Genomic DNA, 18,187 nt, shown 5'->3' with positions numbered 1-18,187 from the left:
CGGGCAAGCCGCGCCGACGGAAACCTCCAACCTCCATGGTCGTCGCCACGTGGGCTGTGCGCGTGTGCTTCGCCTTCGTGTTCGTCGTGAACGTGCAGTGCGCCCTGGGATTCGCCCTGACACCCGAGGCCTACATGGGCGCCTACGAGCTGGCCGGCGTGCCGGGGCGCGTGGCCGCCCAGGGCATCGGCGTGGCCTTCCTCATGTGGAACTGCACCTACCCGCTGGTCATTTGGAAGCCACAACGGCATATTACACTCGCAGGCGTGGTACTGGCCCAGCAAGTCGTCGGGCTTATCGGCGAGTCCGCTATCCGCGCCACCCTGCCCGCCGGTCACGATTTGCTCGCCAGCAGCATCGACCTGTTCATCGTCTTCGATGCCGCGGGGCTTCTGCTCATGGGCATCTCGCTTGCCGTGTTTCTCTTCACAAGGAATTTGTGCAGCAAACGCCGCGAGATAGACTCCTGAGTTGAGCCGCAGGCATGTTTCTGCGCAGCCATATCCAACCCTGCCCCTTCTGAACAGGCGTTTCTTGAATAGCCGTTGAAATCATCGCGCCGCATGGCCGCCTGACATCTATTTCGCGGAGTTTACTGCACAGAATCAGCTCTTTCAGACGCAAAGGAGCCGCACCGACGCGGGGCAGCGAAGAAAGACACCGCAGGGGAGGCGAAGCGCAGGGAAAGGACCGGAAGCGCAAAAAAGGGCGGCGGAGGCGGAAGCGCAAGGGCCGAGGAGCAGGGGCCGAGGCGCAAAAAGAGGAGCGGCCCGTCCAACGAAAAGGGGCCGAGGCGCAAAAGAGGAGCGGCCCGCCTAACGAAAAGGGGCCGCGTCGCGGCCCCTTCGAGAGAATTCCCCGTACTCGTCGGCGTCTGTCGGCCACGCCTACTTCATCAGCTCGGCGACTGCCTGGGCGAAGGCGAGCGGGTTTTCGGGCATGATGCCCTCCACGAGCAGGGCCTGGTCGAACAGCAGACCCGCGTAGGTGCGCACCTTGCCGTCGTCGCCGGCCTCGTGGGCCGCCTGCAGGGTGGCGAACACCGGGTGCTTGGCGTTCACTTCCAGCACCAGGTGCAAATCGGGCAGGTCGTCGGCACCGGGCTGGCTCTTGAGCACCTGCACCATGGCCAGCGACACCCCGCCCTCGCTGGTGACCACAGCCGGGGCATCGGTGAGCCGGGTTGACACCACGACGCGCTCCACCTTGCCCTGCAGGGCCTCGCCCATGGCCGCGAACAGCTCGGCGTTGCTCTCGGTGGCCTCTTCGGCCTCCTTCTTCTCCTCCTCGGTGGTAAGCCCCAAATCCTCGGCACCTACGTTCTTGATGAAGTAGGGCTGCTTGCTCTCGTCGTCGCCGTCCACAGCGTGCTCGCCATAGGTGCCCATGGCCATCATGCAGAACTCGTCCACGTCGGCATCACACAGCAGCACGTCGTAGCCCTTGGCAAGCACCGTAGTCACGAGCGGCATGCTTGCCAAGCGCTCGCGGGAATCGCCGGCGGCGTAGAAGATGGCATCAGAGCCGGCCGGCGCATCGGCCAGGTACTCGTCCAACGTGACCATCTTCTGCTGCTTGGCAGAGTAGAACAGCAGCAGGTCGGCCAGGGTGTCCTTGGCCATGCCGTAACTCTGGTAGATGCCGAACTTCAGGGTGCGGCCGAACTGCTCGAAGAAGCGCTCGTAGGCCTCGCGGTCATCGTCGCGCATGCTCGCCAGGTCGGCCTTGATCTTCTTCTCGAGGCGCCGGGCGATGGCGCGCAGCTGGCCGTTGTGCTGCAACGTCTCGCGAGAGATGTTCAACGTGAGATCGGAGGAGTCCACCACGCCGCGCACGAAGCCGAAGTAGTCGGGCAGCAGTTCCTCGCACTTGTCCATGATGAGCACGTTGGCCGAGTACAGGGCCAGGCCGCGCTGGTAGTCCTTCGAGTACATGTCCCAGGGCGCACGGCTCGGCACGAACATGAGCGCGTCGTAGTTGAGCGAGCCCTCGGCATGCACTGAGATGGTGCGGGCCGGATCCTCGAAGTCATGGAAGTCGGTCTTGTAGAACTCGTTGTACTCCTCTTGGCTGACCTCGGACTTCTTCCGCTTCCAAATGGGAATCATGGAGTTGATGGTCTCCACCTCGGTGTAGCTCTCCCACGTCGGCGCGGCAGGCTGCTCGCCCTCCGCCGGCTCGGGAGCCTCTATCTTGCGGCTCTTCGTTACCTCCATCTTGATGGGGTAGCGCACGTAGTTGCTGTAGCGCTTGATGAGCTGGGTAAGGCCGTGCTCGGTGGCGAAGGTGCCGAAGGACTCCTCGTCGGTGTCGTCCTTCAGGTACACGATGACGTCGGTGCCGTGCTCGGCGCGCTCGGCCGGCTTGATGTCGTAGCCGTCGACACCGTTGGATTCCCAGGCCCAGGCTTCATCCGACCCGATGGCACGAGAGACGACGCGCACCTTGCCACCTACCATGAAGGCGGAATAGAAGCCCACGCCAAACTGGCCGATGATGTCCACGTCGGTGAGATCGCCGAGCCCCTTGGCCTCGCCGGGCTCGGTTTCGGCGGCAGCTTCCGCCTGGGCGGCCTTGAACTCGAAGGAGTCGGAATGGGCGATAGTGCCAAGATTGCGATCGAGCTCGTCTTTGGTCATGCCGATGCCGTTGTCGGACACGGTGACCGTGCGGGCTTCGGAATCGTAGCCCACGGTAATGGCCAAGTCATCGCGGCCCACGGCCACGGACGGATCGGTGAGGCTGCGGAAGTAGAGCTTATCCACGGCATCCGAGGCGTTGGAGATAAGCTCGCGCAGGAAGATCTCGCGGTTTGTGTAGATGGAGTTGATCATGAGGTCGAGCAGTTTCTTGCTCTCGGTCTTGAACTTGCGCATCGGGCATTCCTTCTTTCCTACGAGTGGGAGCGCATACCGCCTCAGTGTAGGCCGCGCACGGGCAAGGTCTCGCGGTGCTCAAGCGCTGAAAGGCAGTCGTTGACCTGCGGCGACATCCACGTTAGCAGTCTCCCGTTACGAGTGCTAATAGCACATTGTACGCAGAAGGAAACCTAAGTCAACCCATATCAAGTTTTCCCTACGTTTGGAAAGAGTCGCCACGGCTCAACCGACGGAAATGCGAACTGGGCAAACGGGAAACCGCGCCGCTTACACCGCTGCCTCATCCCGCATGCGGAGATAGGCGAGCATCGTACCCTTCTCATCGGCAACAGGAATAAGGCTTTGGCAGCATTGCCCGGGGCCAGTTACCCAAGCAATTGACAAGCCGGTTACTCTTCGCGGTCGAGAAGCTCCTGGAGCTCTTGGCGGGAATGGACGTCGGCCTTCACATAGATGTGGCGGATGTGGGACTTCGCCGTGTTGAAGGAGATAGTGAGGCTCTGGGCGATGTACTCGATGGAGCGGCCGCGCACGAGCAGGTCGAACACGTCGCGCTCGCGGGGCGAGAGCCCGTAGCGCTCCGCCGCCGCATCGCAGCGCAGCTGGTAGCGGCCGGGGCGACGCGGCTGGTCGATGCCATCCCCTTGCTCCTCCCCTGCAGCGCGCTCGCATCCGTCCGAGACGGCGCCGCCAGGGCAGCCGCTCGCATAGCCCCGTGAGCCCTGCGCGTCGTCGCACCCCGTCTCAGACCCCTCCGAAGCATGGGGGGGAGCCTTCGAGCGGGTAGTTTTCGGAAGCGAGCACGCCTGTTCCCAAATGCGCGGCCCCTCGCCCGGCGCCGACTGGAACGCTCCCGCCTTCGCCGCGGGCTCCACCGACGCGCAGGGCATCCCCAATGAGCCGATCGTTCAACACAAGCATCGAAACTACAAGCAGGGCAAACACCATGGCTACCGAGATGACCTCCAGCGACAGGCTGCCGTCGCCCTGGCTGCGCACGATCTCCAAGCCGCCCATCCAGCCGATAGTTGTACCAAGAGCCGAGGCTCCGCGCCCAAGACCGAACACCAGAATGGAAGACAGGCCCGACGAGTAGCCCACATAGGCAAGCAGGCACCAGATGACGAGCACGAAGCAGTTGTAGGCCACGGTGACGAACTGGCTGCCGAACCCGTTGCCACCCAACAGCGGCGTCACGAGGATGCCGGCGGCCACAGCGATGATGATGGGATAGTACAGGCGACTCACATCGAATTGACGGCGCATGAGGCCCACTATGGCGAACAGGACCGCAGCGACCATGCCCGTGCTGAAGATGACAAGCGAGCCCTCGTCATTGAGGGCGGCGATAGACGAGTGGGGCACCGCGAAGCCGCGGGAAACGCCTACGACGACGGAGAAGACCGCCACCGCTATGAGCAGGCGAACGAAGAACCCCCTGAGCACCCGCGAACCCTCGGGCCGCATCGCAGATCCGATGCCCGCATACTCGGGATTCGTCAACGTGGACAGCACGGCAAGCGCGGGGAGCGCGGCCGTGAACCCCACCCCCACAGGATCGGGAAGCCCCACGGCGACGAAATAGATCATCATGGCGAAGACGAAGGAGGCTGCCGTGTACATGGTCGCCTCGCGGGCCGGCACCTTCGCGTAAATCACACCGAATCGCAGCACGATTGCCGACGTGCCGATGCCGGTCAGCGCCGCGCTGGCGATGAGGAGGGGGTTGCCCTCGACGCCCAAACTCGACGAGGCATACGTGCCCACCGTAGCCAGCCCCACCACCACGGCGATGATGCCCAAGGCACCGTTGCTCGCCACCGCCCTGCGGGCGGCATCGCGGGCGAGGGCCAGCGCGATGAGCGACAGGCCCAGGGCCAGCGTGGACACCAGATAGGTGAGCGACAGGGTGTCGGGCGGCAAATCGTAGGCTGCCGCGGGAGACACGAGCACGTTGCTGTTGTAGGAGACCCAAATCCAGGCGTAGTAGAAGCCGAAGCCCACAAGTTTGAACGCGGGCCATTGCTCCTCGACAGCCATGCCGAGGCGCGTCGGCGCGAGTTCGCCGCTCGAGGCGAAAGCCTCCTGATTATCGCTGAACCGTTTGAACATCTGCCCTCTCAACGACCGGCGGCGGGCAGACCGCCCGGCCGCAACCGTACCCGAGTGGGCGCCCGTTGAGCGCTCCTCCCGCGGCTCCCATTGTATACCCTCGACGGCTGCCACAGCCCCTCCCCTTCTCGTTTTTCAGGGCGGACCGGAAAACCGACCGGCCGCCTTCGACGCTTCTTTTCCGTTGGACGGAATACACGGACGCATAGGGGCGACCGCGCCGCAGATGCCGGCGGATCCCCCCCCCCGACGCCAACCTAGGCCAGGGCCACGGGCTCCTCGTCTTCCGAAAGGCATGCCTCCGCAGTCGAGGGGGATGCGGCCGGCAGACCTTCCGACACCGGCGCCTTCTTACGTGCCAAGAAGGGGAAGCTGATGGCATGGGCCGGGCAGACGTCCTTGCACTCGCCGCATTTGGTACACTCCGCCAGAGAGACCGACTCGGCCGGGTGGTGCAAATCGATACCCTCGGGGCATACCTCGGCGCAACGGGAGCAGGTGCCGCCCGCGCACTGCAGGCATGCGTCTTCGGCCACGGCCGGCCTGAAGGTGCGGTTCAGTCGCGAGATGAGACCGAGCAGGGCCCCCAGGGGGCAGAAGCGATGGCACCATTTGCGCAGCAGCACCACCTCCAGCACCAAGATGAGAGGGAACACGAGAAGCGACAGCGTCACCTCGCTGAACTGGAACACGCGCCACAGGGCGACGAAGGTGGCTACCGTGAGTCCCACCGGGCAGATGAGGCAGAACACCGGGAACCCGAAAGCTGCCGTCGTGAGCACCGTGGCACCGAGAACCCAGTTGCGCGAATCGTTCGCCCCATCGCGCTCAGCCGGCCGGGGTTTGTCAGCCGGCCGCTCCTTCACCCCGAAAACCCGGCGCAGAAGCGGCACCGGGCAGCCCCAAGCGCAAAATGCGCGCCCCACCAGGGCAACCAGGGCCACCACAACGGCAAGGCCGATCAGAAGCGGTGGCACGATGGTACGCGAGGCGATGACCGCCTCGATGCCACCCAAAGGACAGATGGCCGCGATGTCGGCAATGCCCCAGGCAGAGGGCGTCCCCGTACCCGTATGCACCGCCAGCCCCACGCCCACCAGCCCCAGGACGCCGACAGCCGCCAACGTCCGCTTCGTTGCGAGCTTCATGGCCTATACCTCCATCTCGCTGCCGTCTTCCACGACCGTGCGGCCCAAGGCCCCGGCCACATCGGGGGGCACCACCACAATGCCCCGGCGCGTACCGCCGGCGAACGTGCCGTACACGAGCGCGGTGCACTCGAACTCGCACTGCCCGCAGCCGTTGCACAGCACTCCATCCACAACGGGATGCCCATCCACAAACGCAAGGGCCCCGAAAGCGCAGGAGCCCTCGCACACGGTGCAGCCCTGGAACCACGACAGGCAGCGGTCCTTCTGCACCACAGCCACGCCCAGCTTCTCGCTCTCCTCGTTGAAGGGGCGCAGGGCGCCGGTGGGGCAAACCTCGATGCACCGGTCGCAGAAATCGCAGTAGCCCTTGTGGAAATCGAGCACGGGCGTGCGGGCCCGCAGGAACCCATCGCCCACCGAAGCCACGGCGATGGCGCCGGTGGGGCACGCGCTGCGGCAACGGTCGCACTTCAGGCAGGCCGCCGCCAGGTTCCGCTCATCCTGGCCGCCCGGAGGCCGCAGAAGCTCCCCTTCGCCGGCGAAGGCCACGCCGACCCCGCCGACGCCAGCGCAGGCAGCGCAGGCGACGGCAAGACCCACGAAGCTGCGGCGGGTGAGGGCGCTCACGACGCGGCCTCGCCTTCGGCCGCCCACGACGGGCGAACCTCCTCCACCGCATCGCCCAAGTCCAAAAGTTCCGTGATCTCAGCGAAGAACGCGCTCTCGGATTCAACGTAGCCGCGGGTCATGGTTGCCACGGCGCGATAGAAATCCGTCTGGGCAAACTCGTCGACGGCGTCGCAGAATGCCGGCAGCCAGTTGGCCTGATGATGCACGAAGAAGCTGCGCCCGAGATCGACGACCTCGGTCAGGGCCCCTGCATCATCGGCGGCGATGGCCGCGTTCGCCCGGTCCGCCAGCTCGGCGACGAACTGCAACTCGAAACCGAGGTGGTCTTCAGGCGTGGTGTTGTCGGCGGGAAGATCGAGGCCGCCACGGCGATAGTAGCTCACGGCCCCATCGCGAGCATCCTGCATGAGGATGCGTTCTTCGCTGGTGAACACCGACTCGTAGGGCGGCGCCAGGATACGATCGTAGCTGCCGGCGCCGAGGAACACCCGAGCATAGTCGACGGCAAGCTCCTGACGCGTACCGCCATGGCGATGGCGCAGGTACTCGCGGATGACGGCGAGACCCTCGTCGATCGTCGATCCGTCGCCGGCCGGCTCTACGGCGGCGAAGGCCTCGACCTGATCGTCGGTCAGCTCGTAGAGGAACAAGCTGGCAAGGAAGCGGGCGAAAGCGGCCCGCGCATCGTTGGCCGCGCGCATCTCGCGCACCTCGGCGCGCTCGCAAAGCGGGATCGTCATCTCTTCCATAGGACAACTCCTCTTGAAACCTCGGTGACCGCCCGGCCGGATGAGGGAAATGCGGCCGGGCGGCGGGAAACAGTGAGACTAGATGCCCACGCCGAACAGCGACATGAGCGCGACAGATGCCGTCCACATGAGCACGCGGTAGGCAACCGACCCGATGAGCGCGCCGGCGGCAGCCACAACGGCCAACGGCAGGGCGCCCTCGGTCTTCTTCAGGCCCGTCACAGCGCAGGCCAGGGGGGCCACACCGCCGCAGATTACGACGCCCAGCCAGAACAGCACCGAGGCGTCACCGCCCATGACGCCGGAAGCGGCGCCGTAGACCAGAGCCGTCACCAGAGCGGCAACGGAGCCGACGAGGGTCTCGAGGGCGGCGAAGGAGAGGGCCTGGGCCTCTTCGCGGCGCACGGCACACAGCACGTACCACAGGGCGGTGCCGGAGGCCATGGCGCCACCGAGGTAGCCCAAGGGCAGCGCCACGGTGTTCCAGGCCAGCTGCGAGGACATCATGTAGGACGACCCGCAGGAATAGCTGAAGATAGCGGCCATGGCCACGGCCACGACGCCGAGAACCTTGAGCGCCCCAGCTGAGGCCTCGCGCTTGTACAGCACGAGAAACACAGCGGCCACCACCACATCGATGCCGAGGAGCAGCGCCTCCAGGAAGATGCCCGGAGCCGGGTGGGCTAACACGGCCATGATGCGGTCGACGTGGGACAAATGCGTCGCCGAGGCGATGCCTCCCACAATGATGAGCGCGATGCCGCAGATGACGGCCGGAACGACGGTCTTTCTGGCCAAGCCGCGGAAGGCATCGAGGCCGGCGCAGGCCACAAGCCACGCCCCTGCCCCGGAGAGAGCGGTGAACAGTACGAGGGACCATTGAATTTCCATGGGTGCTCCTAACTTACTCGGCCACGGGAGAGGCGGCCGTGTGCGGGTGGCCCTTGGGCTCTACGCGCTCCTGCCACTGCCCGATCATGCTGGTCATGATATAGCGGGTCGCCGGAGCGTTACCCACGTCCTGCAGAGTGTGGATCTCGGCTGCATCGTACTTCGCCAGCTCCTTGGACGCGTCGGAATTCGGGTCGTCCAAGTCGCCGTAGAAACGGGCGCCGGCCGCACAGCTCTTCACGCAGGCAGGAAGCTTGTCTTGAGACGTGAGGTGCCCGCACAGGGTGCACTTCTCGACGCACTTCTCGGCCGTGTTCCACGAGCGCACGCCGTAGGGGCAGGCCATCATGCAGTACTTGCAGCCGATGCACTTCTCCTTGTCCACCAGCACGACGCCGTCCTCGTCGCGATAGCTGGCACCGGTGGGGCAGACCGACACGCAGGGGGCGTTCTCGCACTGCTGGCACATGGTGGGCAGAGCGTAGCGGGTCATGTCGGGATACTCCCCCACAGGCCCCACGGTGAGCACCTTCGACCAGCGCTCGCCCAGGGCCACGCCGTTTTCCATCTTGCAGGCCACCTCGCACCCGAAGCACCCGGTGCAGCGGTCGAGGTTCACAACAATACAATTACGCGCCATAGTCGAACACATCCTCCGTCGCATCGCTGGGGGCGGGCATCCAGGGCTGGAACTGCTCGGGCCTCACCCACACGCTGTCCAAGATCTCGTCGTCGCTGGGGCTCACCTTCACCTGGAAGCCGCGCAGGGTGTAGGTGCCGTACTCCGGGTTGTAGGGCGGGTCGTTCTTAGTGAGCACATTGATGTTCATCACCTTGTAGGCCTGGGCCGGATCGTCGGAATCCAAAAGTTCGGGAGCCCAGAAGCGCTCCTGATACACCACGCCCTTGGCGATGGCCGTGGTCACGTGGGCCATGCCATGGGTCTTGCCGCGTCGGCTCTCGATGTTGACCCACTGGCCATCGGCGATGCCGTACTTCTCGGCATCGGCGGGATGGATCCACATCTCGGGCACAGGGTAAATCTCGCGCAGGTAGGGAATGTTGCGCAGGGTGCCGTGGTGGTACATGGGCAGGCGCCCCTCGGTGAGCACGAGCGGGTACTCGGTATCGGTCAAGGGCGACTCGGCCGGCTCCTCGTAGTAGCACAAAGGCTCGTAGTCGGCGCTCGCCGGAGGCAGCACGAGCGGCTTCTCCTCGGCGCACTGCGACCAGGGGGCACCGGTGCGACCCAAAATGATGTTCGACTCGCAGTACACTTCCAGTTTCTTGGAAGGGGTTCCGAAGCCCTTGGGCTTGCCGGGATTCTCCGGATCCTCGGCCAGATAGGTCTGGTAGGTGCGGTACTCCTCGGGCGTGGCCCACTGGATAACGCCCTGCTCGCAAGCCTCCTCCCAGCTCATCTCCAGCTTGTTCAGGTGCTGCTTCTGCTTCTCGTACTCGTTTTTGTAGAACGGGGTGGTCATGCAGGCCGCCTCGTCGAAGGCCTTCGGGCAGTGCTCATTGCCCAGCTCGGCGCACTTCTGCACAATCTGGGTCCAGATGATGCCCTCTTCCACGGTCTCGAACAGATGGGTGACCGCCTGGCGCATGACGATGGTGTTCAGCTGCGGAATGGTGAGGTTGGTCTCCAGCCACTCGGTGGTGGGAAGCAGCAGGTCGGCGCAGAGCACCGAGAAGGCGGTGGGGTACATGAAGCACTGCACCACGTAGTCCAGCTTCGGCACGATCTCGTCGAGACACGACGAGTTGCCGAGCACCACGTGCTTGTTGCCCGACCGCTCGATCCACATATGGATCTGGTACGGGTCGCCATCCTTCATGGCCTTGAACACCGAGGGGATGTGCGCCATATCCCAGCACAGGATGCCCTTGTGCTCGATGGTGCCGCAGCGCTTCATCACCTTCTCCTTGGAAAGCAGGCGCGGCGTGTTGCCCAGCTGGTCCTTGCAGGGGGCCGGGGCGAACTTCTGGAGCATAGTGCCGGGCTTTTCCACGTTGCCCATGAGGAACTCGAGGTTGAGGGCGCCCAGCGCGCACTGCTGAGACTGCACGTACTGGTCGATGCACACGCCCTGCATGATGCCGGACTGGCCGTTCGGGTCGGTGTATATCTCCAGGGCGCGCTCGATCTGGCCCGCGTCGAGCCAGCAGATCTCGGCGCCCTTCTCGAGCGTCCACTCCTCGCAGGACTCCTTGAGCAGCTGGCCGCCCGTGGGGCACTGCATCCCGTTTACCTCGAAGGTGCCGAACAAAGGTGCGGCCACGCCCTCGTTGAACGGATAGGTCACCACTACCGGCGCGTTGCTCGCCGGATCCCAGATGACATAATCCTCGTCAGTACCGGGAAGGCCGGCCTCGGTGGCCTTCAGCGTGAGACGCGTCTCGGGGTTGATGAGATAGGGCATGTTCGTCCAAGTACGGCAGAACTCCTCGTCGTACTTCTCATTCTCCAGAATCCAGCGCGTCCAGGTGAGCAGCAGGGCGGCATCGGTGCCGGGGCGGATGGGCAGCCACACCTCGGCCTTGGCGGCGTCCAGGGTGTAGCGCGGGTCGATGACAACCGTGCGCAGCCCCTCCGGACGGTTGCGCAGCTCGGCCAGGGCGCGGCCGCCCGTGGCCACCGAGGAATTGGACGGATCGGTACCCCACAGCACCAGGGACGTCACGGGGCTGTCGGTGTAATAGTAGTCCCAACCGTTGGAGTCGGAGAAGGACAGGTTGTTGGGCTTGCCGGCGCCGTAGGCCAGAAGCGATGCGCCCATGCGGGGCAGGTAGCACTGCGAGCAGCCGGGCTCCCACACGTTCGGGGTGTTGATGGCCTCGCCGAAGCGCTTCACGTTCGAGAAGTGCGGGTTTCCGCCGCCGCCCGTGGACACGGAGATGGCCTCAGAGCCGTATTTGTCGGACACCTCGTTGATCTTGGTGGCCACCTCGGTAAGCGCGTCGGCCCAGGAGATGCGCTCCCACTGGTTGGTGCCGCGCTCGCCCACACGGCGCATGGGATACTTGTTGCGGTTGGGATGGTAGAGCGCCTGGATGCCCGCCAGGCCCTTGGCGCACACGCCGCCCTGGGACATGGGGCTTTCCGGATTACCCTCGATCTTCACCACACGGCCGTCACGCACGTGGGCGAGCACGGCGCAGCTGGCAATGCAGGCGCGACACGAGGTCTTGATGATCTTCACCTCGCCGGCCTCATCGGCGTGGGCCGGATCAACCGCCGTCAGGCTGTCGGCAGCGCTGATGCCCAGCGCCGCCACCGCGCCCATGGCTGCCGATGATTTCAAGAATCCTCGGCGCGTAAGCGTGGCTTGGCTCATAAGCCTCCTCCTTCTACTCTCTCTTCTCTCTTGATCTATGTCCCAGAAACGGTGGCGCGGCTAGGCCAGCAGCGCGCGCATGCGCTGGCCCGCCTCAGTCGTGCGCCAGACGCCGTCCCATGAGATACCGTCAACGGTCTCCAGCTTGGAGATGAAGTAGCCGGGATAAACCTGCTTGGGAAACGCGAGGGCGGGATGCCCCGCCAGAGCCGTCTCGATGGCAGCCTTGGAAGCACCCTCCTCGCAGCAGGCGAGCACCGTATCGTAGGCGCTGCGATAGCCCTCGGGCTCGCCGGCCAAAAGCTCGCCGAAGCGCTTGGCAGGCTCGAACTCATCGAGGGCCGCCCGGCCCAGGTCGGTGATGGCCAGCAGGTAGTCGGTGGGCTGGTCGGGAAGATCGCCAGCTTCGGCATGGGCGTCGGCTGCCGCGGCATCGTCCACGGGCGCCTCGGCAATCGCAGTATCGTCCTCGGGCACCGGGATGGATTCCACGGCTCCGCACTTCAGCAAGATGGCGTAGAGCGCATGGGGGTTCTGCATGGTGAGGGCCATGGCGCGCGAGCCTTCCACAGCCGCCTCGGCCTCGCGGAAGGGACGGGCCTCAAGCACCTCGCGCAAGCATCCGAGCAAGGCGAGCGTGTTCGCGCGATTGGCTGTCACAGCCGTGCGCACCTCGGCATAGGTATGGACAACCTCCTCGGCAGTCTCGGCCGGTCGGGCCGCATCGGCGGCAACGGCCTCGGCGGCCCGAGCCTGCGCTTCGTCTATCGTCGTGTTCTCGTTCATGGGGCTCTCCTCGCCTCTTGTGCGTTGCCTGCACTCTACCGAGAAACAATCGGGCCCCGAAACGTCCGCTATTGATGAAAAAGCGGGAATTCATTGGTGAGGGAGACATCAGAAGGGCCATCACCCATGGTTGGTGATGGCCCTTCAAAATGCCTGTTCAAATACTTTAATCGAGGTGAATAACCTCGCGGGCGACCCTACTTCTCCAAAGCGTCGATGGCCTCCACGAGGGAGCGCATGATGTTGCGGCGGGACAGGGTGCCGACGAGCTTGCCGTCCTGCACCACGGGCACCTTCTTGATGCGCTTGGCGGCGAACAGCGAGCACACCTCGTCGATGGGCGTGGCGGCGTCCACGGAGATCACGCGCTTGGTGGCCACGGCCATGACGTTCAAGGCCAGAAGGTCGCGCAGACGGCTGGCCTCTGTCTCGTCGTCGATGTAGCGGTAGCCGTTCAGCAGCGTGGAGTCCAACAGCGCGATCTCGGTCTTGCCCAGATAACTGGCCACGTCGCCGTCGGACACGAAGCCCACCAGATCGCCTGCCGCATTCACCACGGGAAGGCCGCTCGTCTGGTTGGCATCCATCAGGCGAATGACCTCGGCCATGGCAGCAGTGTCCCGTGCGCACACCGGCTCGCGGTTCATCACCTCGGCCGCTGTATAGGTGTGATCCGGATCGAGGGCATCGTCCTCGATCGCATCCACGGTCACGCCGTCGAAGCCGGCAGCGTAGTCGACGGGCTCCTGGCCGCGCTCGGCCGCCGTCGCGGCCACGGCCCCGGCCGCGCGCGCCTTGTCGCGCACGAAGAACAGGATGATCAGCGCCGCCACGCACATCAGCGCGAAGGTGGTGATGAAGGCCATGTGGTCGCCCAGATACGACTGCTCCAGCGCCGGGGCGTCGGGAGCCACGGCCGGGGCAAGCGCGGAAATGGACACGAGCACGGCCGTGCCCATGGAGGCGGCCACCTGGTTCAGGGTGTTCGACACGCCCTGGGCGTGCTGGATGACGCTGTTGGGCAGCGAGTTCACACCCCAGGTGTTCAGCGGCGTCATGGTGAACTGCAGGCCCACCACGAGCACCGTGTAGGTGAGCGTCAGGGTGATGAATCCGCTGTCGATGCCCAGGCGCACCAGGCCCGAGGCGCCCAGCACCGCCACGATCACGCCGGGAATGACCACGCGGCGCACGCCGAAGCGGTCGAACAGGCGGCCCGACACGAGGCCCATGAAGGCGCCGATAAGCGCTCCGGGCAGCATGGCCACGCCCGACATGGTGGCCGAGAAGCCGAGCACGCCCTGGATGTAGAGCGGCGTGATGACGCCCGTGCCCATAAGCGCCGCCTGCACGATGACGATGACGATGACCGAGGTGGCGTACTTGCGCGTGCCCAATATGCCCACCTGCAGCATGGGCTCGGGCAGCTTCAGCTGGCGGCGCACGTACAGCAGGCACAGCGCCAAGCCCGCTACCATGAGCGCCACGGTGACAATCATGTTATCGGAGGAAGCAAAGGTGGAAAGCCCGTAGAGCAGGCACACGAGGCCAGCCGTAGATAGCACTACCGACAGCCTGTCGAAGGGAGCGCGAGCGAAATCGCCGTAGTTCTTCAGCACTGCCACGGCCAGCACGATAACCACGACCGACAGCGCGGTCACAATGGCGAACAGGGCGCGCCAACCCACCGAGTCCACCAGCAGGCCGGCCACCGAGGGGCCCACAGCCGGAGCGAAGCCGATGATGAGGCCGATGACGCCCATGGCCGTGCCGCGCTTCTCGCGGGGGAACACAAGCAGGATCACCGTGAACACCATGGGCATCGACATGCCCGTGCACGCCGCCTGCAACACGCGGCCGAGCAGAAGCACCCAGAAGTTCGGCGCGATAGCGGCGGCCAGACTGCCAGCCGTGAACAGCGCGAACGCCGAGATGAACAGCTGGCGCGTGCTGAACCGCCCGATCAAGTAGGCCGACAGCGGAATGACGACTGCCTCCACGAGCGAGTAGCCGCTCGTCAGCCACTGCACCGTGGTGGCGTCCACCTGCAAGTCGGCCATAATGGCCGGCAGTGCCGGCGACAGCAGCGTCTGGTTCAGCACCGCCAGCAGCACGCCCACCAAAAGCACGCCCACCATAACCAATTCTTTTCTCTCCACGCCTAAAGCCATGCTCGCCCAACCTCTCTCGTCTCGTCCGTGAAAAAAGCGAATGTTCTGATGCTACCGACTCTCCCGAAAAAGAGAAGAGGCCGCTCGGCAAGCGGCCTCTTTGCAATCGGCGGAAATCAACGAGAGAAGATGCGGGGCTCGGACAGCGGTCCCGCCACCCCGCAGATGCCCGCCCGTTTAAGCGGTGGTCTTCACGGCGCCTTTGTCGCAGCGGTTGCCCCAGCTGTCGATGATGTCCTTGTCGCGGTAGACGCAGATGATCTCGCAGTGGTTGGCGCACTTGTTGCACTCCACCTCGCGGGTCTTGAAGTCGAAGTCGAGCATGGCCTCGAAGTCGAAGGTGCCGCTCGCGAACGGGCCCGACTCGGCGCCCTCGATGGGGCCCGCATCGGCCGCCAGAAGCGCCGCGCCGAAGGCGCCCATGAGATGCCCGTCCGGGTCCACCGCCACGGGCATGCCCAGCTGCTCCTCGAAGGCGTGCACCACGCCGGCGTTCTTGGACACGCCGCCCTGGAACACCACGGGCGCGGCGATCTTCTTGCCCTTGCCCACGTTGTTCAGGTAGTTGCTGGCCACGGCGTTGCAGAGCCCCGCGATAATGTCCTCACGGGCGTAGCCCACCTGGATCTTGTGCACCAGGTCGCTCTCGGCGAACACGGTGCAGCGGGCGGCGATGTTCGCCGGCTTCTTCGAGGTGAGGGCCACGTCCCCGAACTCCTCCACCTCCACGCCCAGGCGATGGGCCTGGGAAGACAGAAACGAGCCCGTGCCCGCGGCGCACAGGGTGTTCATGGCGTAGTCCACGGCGATGCCGTCCGATACGCAGATGATCTTGGAGTCCTGGCCGCCGATCTCAAGGATGGTGCGCACATCCGGATGCAGATAGGTGGTGCCCACGGCATGGGCCGTGATCTCGTTCTTGATAACCGAGGCGCCCAGCATGGCGCCCACGAGCCGCCGTGCGCTGCCCGTGGTGCCCGCGCCCACGATCTGGAAGTCATCGCCAGCCTCGGCCAGCTGGGCCTCAAGCTCGCGCACGACGTTCTTCGACGCCTCGGTGGGGTTGCCCTCGGTCCACAGATACGACCGCGCGATAATGGTGCGGTTCTCGTCGATGACGACGCCCTTGGTGGAAATGGACCCGATGTCGATGCCCAGGTAAGCCTTGGTCATTTTCTCTTCTCCTTTTTCATGGCGAGCATGTCGTAGAACGCCTCGAGGCGCGTGTCCAGGCCGGTATCGGAGGTCTGGGAGTCGTAGGTGAGGTACAAAATGGGCACGGCGAAGTCCTCGCTCACCTTCTGCAGCACCGGGATGCAGTCGATCTCGGGGGTGCAGCCCGCCGACTTCGCGTGGATGATCCCGTCGAAGCCGCCCTCGGCGTACTTCTTCGCCGCGAGCACCGTCAAGGTGGAGGTGGGGCCCATGTCGTAGGTGAGGTAGTCCTTCGCGCCCACGCGCAGGTTCGGCTCGTTGTAGCGCAGATAGCGGTTGGTGAAGTTCAGCATGCGGTGCACTTCCACGCCCATGGCCACAAGCTTGTGGTCCAGCCCCAGATTGCTGCGCTCATCGATGGCGGTGAACATCTCCCCCACAATGCCGATGCGGATGGGATCGGCCGGCTTGTCCAGCGGAACGGCACGCATCTCGCCCATGGCGTCGCGATAGGCCTGGGCGATGTCGCGCTCGTCGGTGCAGGCGCGCATGGCATCCATGGCGCGCGCCCAGGCGACGTCGAAGGCCCCGCGCTCGCGTTCGAAGCCGGCATTGGCCAGGTAGAAGTCGCGCAGACTGTCCAGATGGGCAATCATGCGGGCCAGAGCCTTCATCTGCACCACGCCGTGGGGAATGTCCACATCCGGGTTCACGGTCTTCAGCACTTCCTTGGCCCAGCCGATATAGCCCTTCTCGATGCCATGGGCGAAGTTCAGCATGATGAAGTCGTAGCCCATGTCCCGCAAAATGGAGTCCTGCAGCTCGCCGTAATAGCCGAGCCGGCACGGGCCGCCGAACTGGATGAGGATGTCGGCCCCCAAATCGAGCGCCTCGGCGAAATCGCCCAAAATGTGCTTGAAGGGGGTGCACACGTAGTCGCTGGAATTCTGCACGCCCACCTCGCTGGCGGCGCGGGTGGCCTCGGGCAGGGGCAGGTAGTCCACATCGAGCACCTGCTCGCAGAAGAACTTGAAGGCCGGATCATAGTAGCAATAGCGGAAGAAGGCCGCCTTGGTGTACTTGTGGTGCTTGGCCTTGTGGCGGGCGCGCTTGGCCGCCTTGCGGTCGGCGTGCAGGCTCGGCGGACGCAGCCGCTCCCGCTCGACGGACACCTTCGAGCGCACCTGCTCGATCATGGTCTGGGGCTTAGCCACGGACGTAGCCTCCCTTCTGCTGGAAACGCAGGATATCGACGAAGCTCTCCACGCGCGTCTCCACGCCGGCGGTGCCCGACTGCGCATCGATCATCAGGTTCAGGATGGGCGTGCCCTGGATGCAGCGCATGATGGCGTCGTCGGTCATGGAGTCGGGGCCGCAGGGGAACGCGCTGATGAGTACGATGCCGTCGATGTGATCCTCCAGCATGAGGATGGCCCCGATAAGCTCGCGGTTGATAAGCCACGGCATGGTATCGGAGAACTCGAAGCTTTTCTTGTAGGCCTTGTCGTGGTCCACCGCGTCGGCGTAGACCACCGTGGCGCCCAGGTCGGAAAGTGCGTCCACCACCGCGCCCGACAGGTAGGGGTCGTGGGTGATGTAGGGATGGGCCACCACGAGGATACCCAGAGGGGCCGCATCGGCCGAAGCCGCGCCCGCGCCCCCGGCGGCCCCGCGCGCAGCCGCACGGCGCTCGTCCAGGGAGCGCATGAGGCGCACCTGCGCATCGGAGAGGGCCTTGTCGTGGGCCTCCTGGGCATCCCAAGCCGCCTTGAATGCCCGGCGCCCGTCGCGGGGCGACACCCCCATGCGCGCGGCCATCTCCTCGAAGGGACGGCGCACGTCCTTCATCTTGCGGGCGTCGCGCACCTCGCAGGAGACAACGCGCAGGTGCTGATCGCGAAAGGTGCTCTTCACCATATCGGTCGCCGACTGGAACTTCGTGCAGAAGCCGGCGCGATGGTCGCCCGTGGGATAGCTCGGCACGAACACGGCGTCGCAGCGGCCGACAAGGCTCGCCACATGCCCGATGAACACCTTCGACGCCAAGCAGCACTCGTCCACCGACAGGCGCTCGCCCTCGTCGGCGATGGCCTTGTCGGTGGCGTCGCTCACTACGACGGTGCGGCCGATGCCCTCGAAGAACGTCGTCCACAGCACGCCGAACCGGTAGAACAGAAGCGCCCGCGGAATGCCCACCACGCGGACGTCGGCCCAATCTGTCGCTTGGGGCACGAAAACCTCCTCACACGGGAAGCGCCGCGAAGGCGGCGCATATTTCAGTCAATCGCTCATCTTAACACAGGGAAAACAGCCCGAGAACAC

At 65.0% G+C, this 18,187-nt stretch carries 15 protein-coding genes; 1 reads left to right on the top strand and 14 read right to left on the bottom strand.

The window, feature by feature from the left end; translation table 11 throughout:
* Window positions 1-35: 35 nt before the first annotated feature.
* Window positions 36-470, top strand: coding sequence for a hypothetical protein (locus F8D48_RS08055; protein WP_205717360.1), 435 nt, complete (start codon window positions 36-38; stop codon window positions 468-470).
* A 417-nt stretch (window positions 471-887) separates the two neighbouring features.
* On the opposite strand, the gene htpG is transcribed toward F8D48_RS08055, so the two are convergent.
* The 14 genes from htpG to F8D48_RS07990 form a co-directional block, all read right to left on the bottom strand.
* Entirely contained in the window at window positions 888-2,876 is a 1,989-nt protein-coding gene (gene htpG / locus F8D48_RS08050) for a molecular chaperone HtpG (RefSeq protein ID WP_151431063.1), read from the bottom strand.
* Window positions 2,877-3,268: 392 nt separating this feature from the next.
* Window positions 3,269-3,481, bottom strand: a complete 213-nt coding sequence (locus F8D48_RS11990; RefSeq protein ID WP_276490161.1) for a response regulator transcription factor — start codon at window positions 3,479-3,481, stop codon at window positions 3,269-3,271.
* A 142-nt stretch (window positions 3,482-3,623) separates the two neighbouring features.
* Window positions 3,624-4,991 carry a LuxR family transcriptional regulator gene (locus F8D48_RS11985; RefSeq protein ID WP_240806283.1) on the bottom strand — a complete coding sequence of 456 codons (1,368 nt, stop codon included), beginning with the start codon at window positions 4,989-4,991 and terminating at the stop codon, window positions 3,624-3,626.
* Between the two features lie 257 nt (window positions 4,992-5,248).
* Window positions 5,249-6,139, bottom strand: coding sequence for a 4Fe-4S binding protein (locus tag F8D48_RS08040; RefSeq protein ID WP_151431059.1), 891 nt, complete (start codon window positions 6,137-6,139; stop codon window positions 5,249-5,251).
* Window positions 6,140-6,142: 3 nt separating this feature from the next.
* A complete protein-coding gene (locus F8D48_RS08035) occupies window positions 6,143-6,769 on the bottom strand; it encodes a 4Fe-4S dicluster domain-containing protein (RefSeq protein WP_151431057.1) in 627 nt (208 codons plus the stop codon).
* Window positions 6,766-7,521: a TorD/DmsD family molecular chaperone gene (locus F8D48_RS08030; protein WP_151431055.1), complete on the bottom strand. Its 756-nt coding sequence runs from the start codon at window positions 7,519-7,521 to the stop codon at window positions 6,766-6,768. Before F8D48_RS08030 ends, F8D48_RS08035 begins: the two co-directional genes overlap by 4 nt.
* A gap of 78 nt (window positions 7,522-7,599) precedes the next feature.
* Window positions 7,600-8,412 (bottom strand): DmsC/YnfH family molybdoenzyme membrane anchor subunit, encoded by an 813-nt coding sequence (locus F8D48_RS08025; RefSeq protein WP_151431053.1) that lies wholly within the window; start codon window positions 8,410-8,412, stop codon window positions 7,600-7,602.
* Between the two features lie 13 nt (window positions 8,413-8,425).
* Window positions 8,426-9,052, bottom strand: a complete 627-nt coding sequence (locus F8D48_RS08020; RefSeq protein WP_135971024.1) for a 4Fe-4S dicluster domain-containing protein — start codon at window positions 9,050-9,052, stop codon at window positions 8,426-8,428.
* Window positions 9,042-11,753 carry a molybdopterin-containing oxidoreductase family protein gene (locus F8D48_RS08015; protein ID WP_135971023.1) on the bottom strand — a complete coding sequence of 904 codons (2,712 nt, stop codon included), beginning with the start codon at window positions 11,751-11,753 and terminating at the stop codon, window positions 9,042-9,044. Before F8D48_RS08015 ends, F8D48_RS08020 begins: the two co-directional genes overlap by 11 nt.
* A 60-nt stretch (window positions 11,754-11,813) precedes the next feature.
* A complete protein-coding gene (locus tag F8D48_RS08010) occupies window positions 11,814-12,539 on the bottom strand; it encodes a hypothetical protein (RefSeq protein WP_151431051.1) in 726 nt (241 codons plus the stop codon).
* Between the two features lie 197 nt (window positions 12,540-12,736).
* Window positions 12,737-14,677 carry an MDR family MFS transporter gene (locus tag F8D48_RS08005; protein WP_240806282.1) on the bottom strand — a complete coding sequence of 647 codons (1,941 nt, stop codon included), beginning with the start codon at window positions 14,675-14,677 and terminating at the stop codon, window positions 12,737-12,739.
* Window positions 14,678-14,887: 210 nt separating this feature from the next.
* Window positions 14,888-15,883 carry an acyl-CoA dehydratase activase gene (locus F8D48_RS08000; RefSeq protein WP_016310504.1) on the bottom strand — a complete coding sequence of 332 codons (996 nt, stop codon included), beginning with the start codon at window positions 15,881-15,883 and terminating at the stop codon, window positions 14,888-14,890.
* Window positions 15,880-17,079, bottom strand: coding sequence for a hypothetical protein (locus tag F8D48_RS07995; protein WP_240806281.1), 1,200 nt, complete (start codon window positions 17,077-17,079; stop codon window positions 15,880-15,882). The genes F8D48_RS08000 and F8D48_RS07995 overlap by 4 nt, the downstream gene beginning before the upstream one ends.
* A complete protein-coding gene (locus tag F8D48_RS07990) occupies window positions 17,072-18,097 on the bottom strand; it encodes an acyl-CoA dehydratase activase-related protein (RefSeq protein WP_151431047.1) in 1,026 nt (341 codons plus the stop codon). Before F8D48_RS07990 ends, F8D48_RS07995 begins: the two co-directional genes overlap by 8 nt.
* Between the last annotated feature and the right edge of the window lie 90 nt (window positions 18,098-18,187).

Source organism: Adlercreutzia muris, from assembly GCF_008831045.1.
GTDB classification, from domain to species: Bacteria; Actinomycetota; Coriobacteriia; order Coriobacteriales; family Eggerthellaceae; genus Adlercreutzia; species Adlercreutzia muris.
This window is presented reverse-complemented; position numbering and strand designations above follow the sequence as displayed.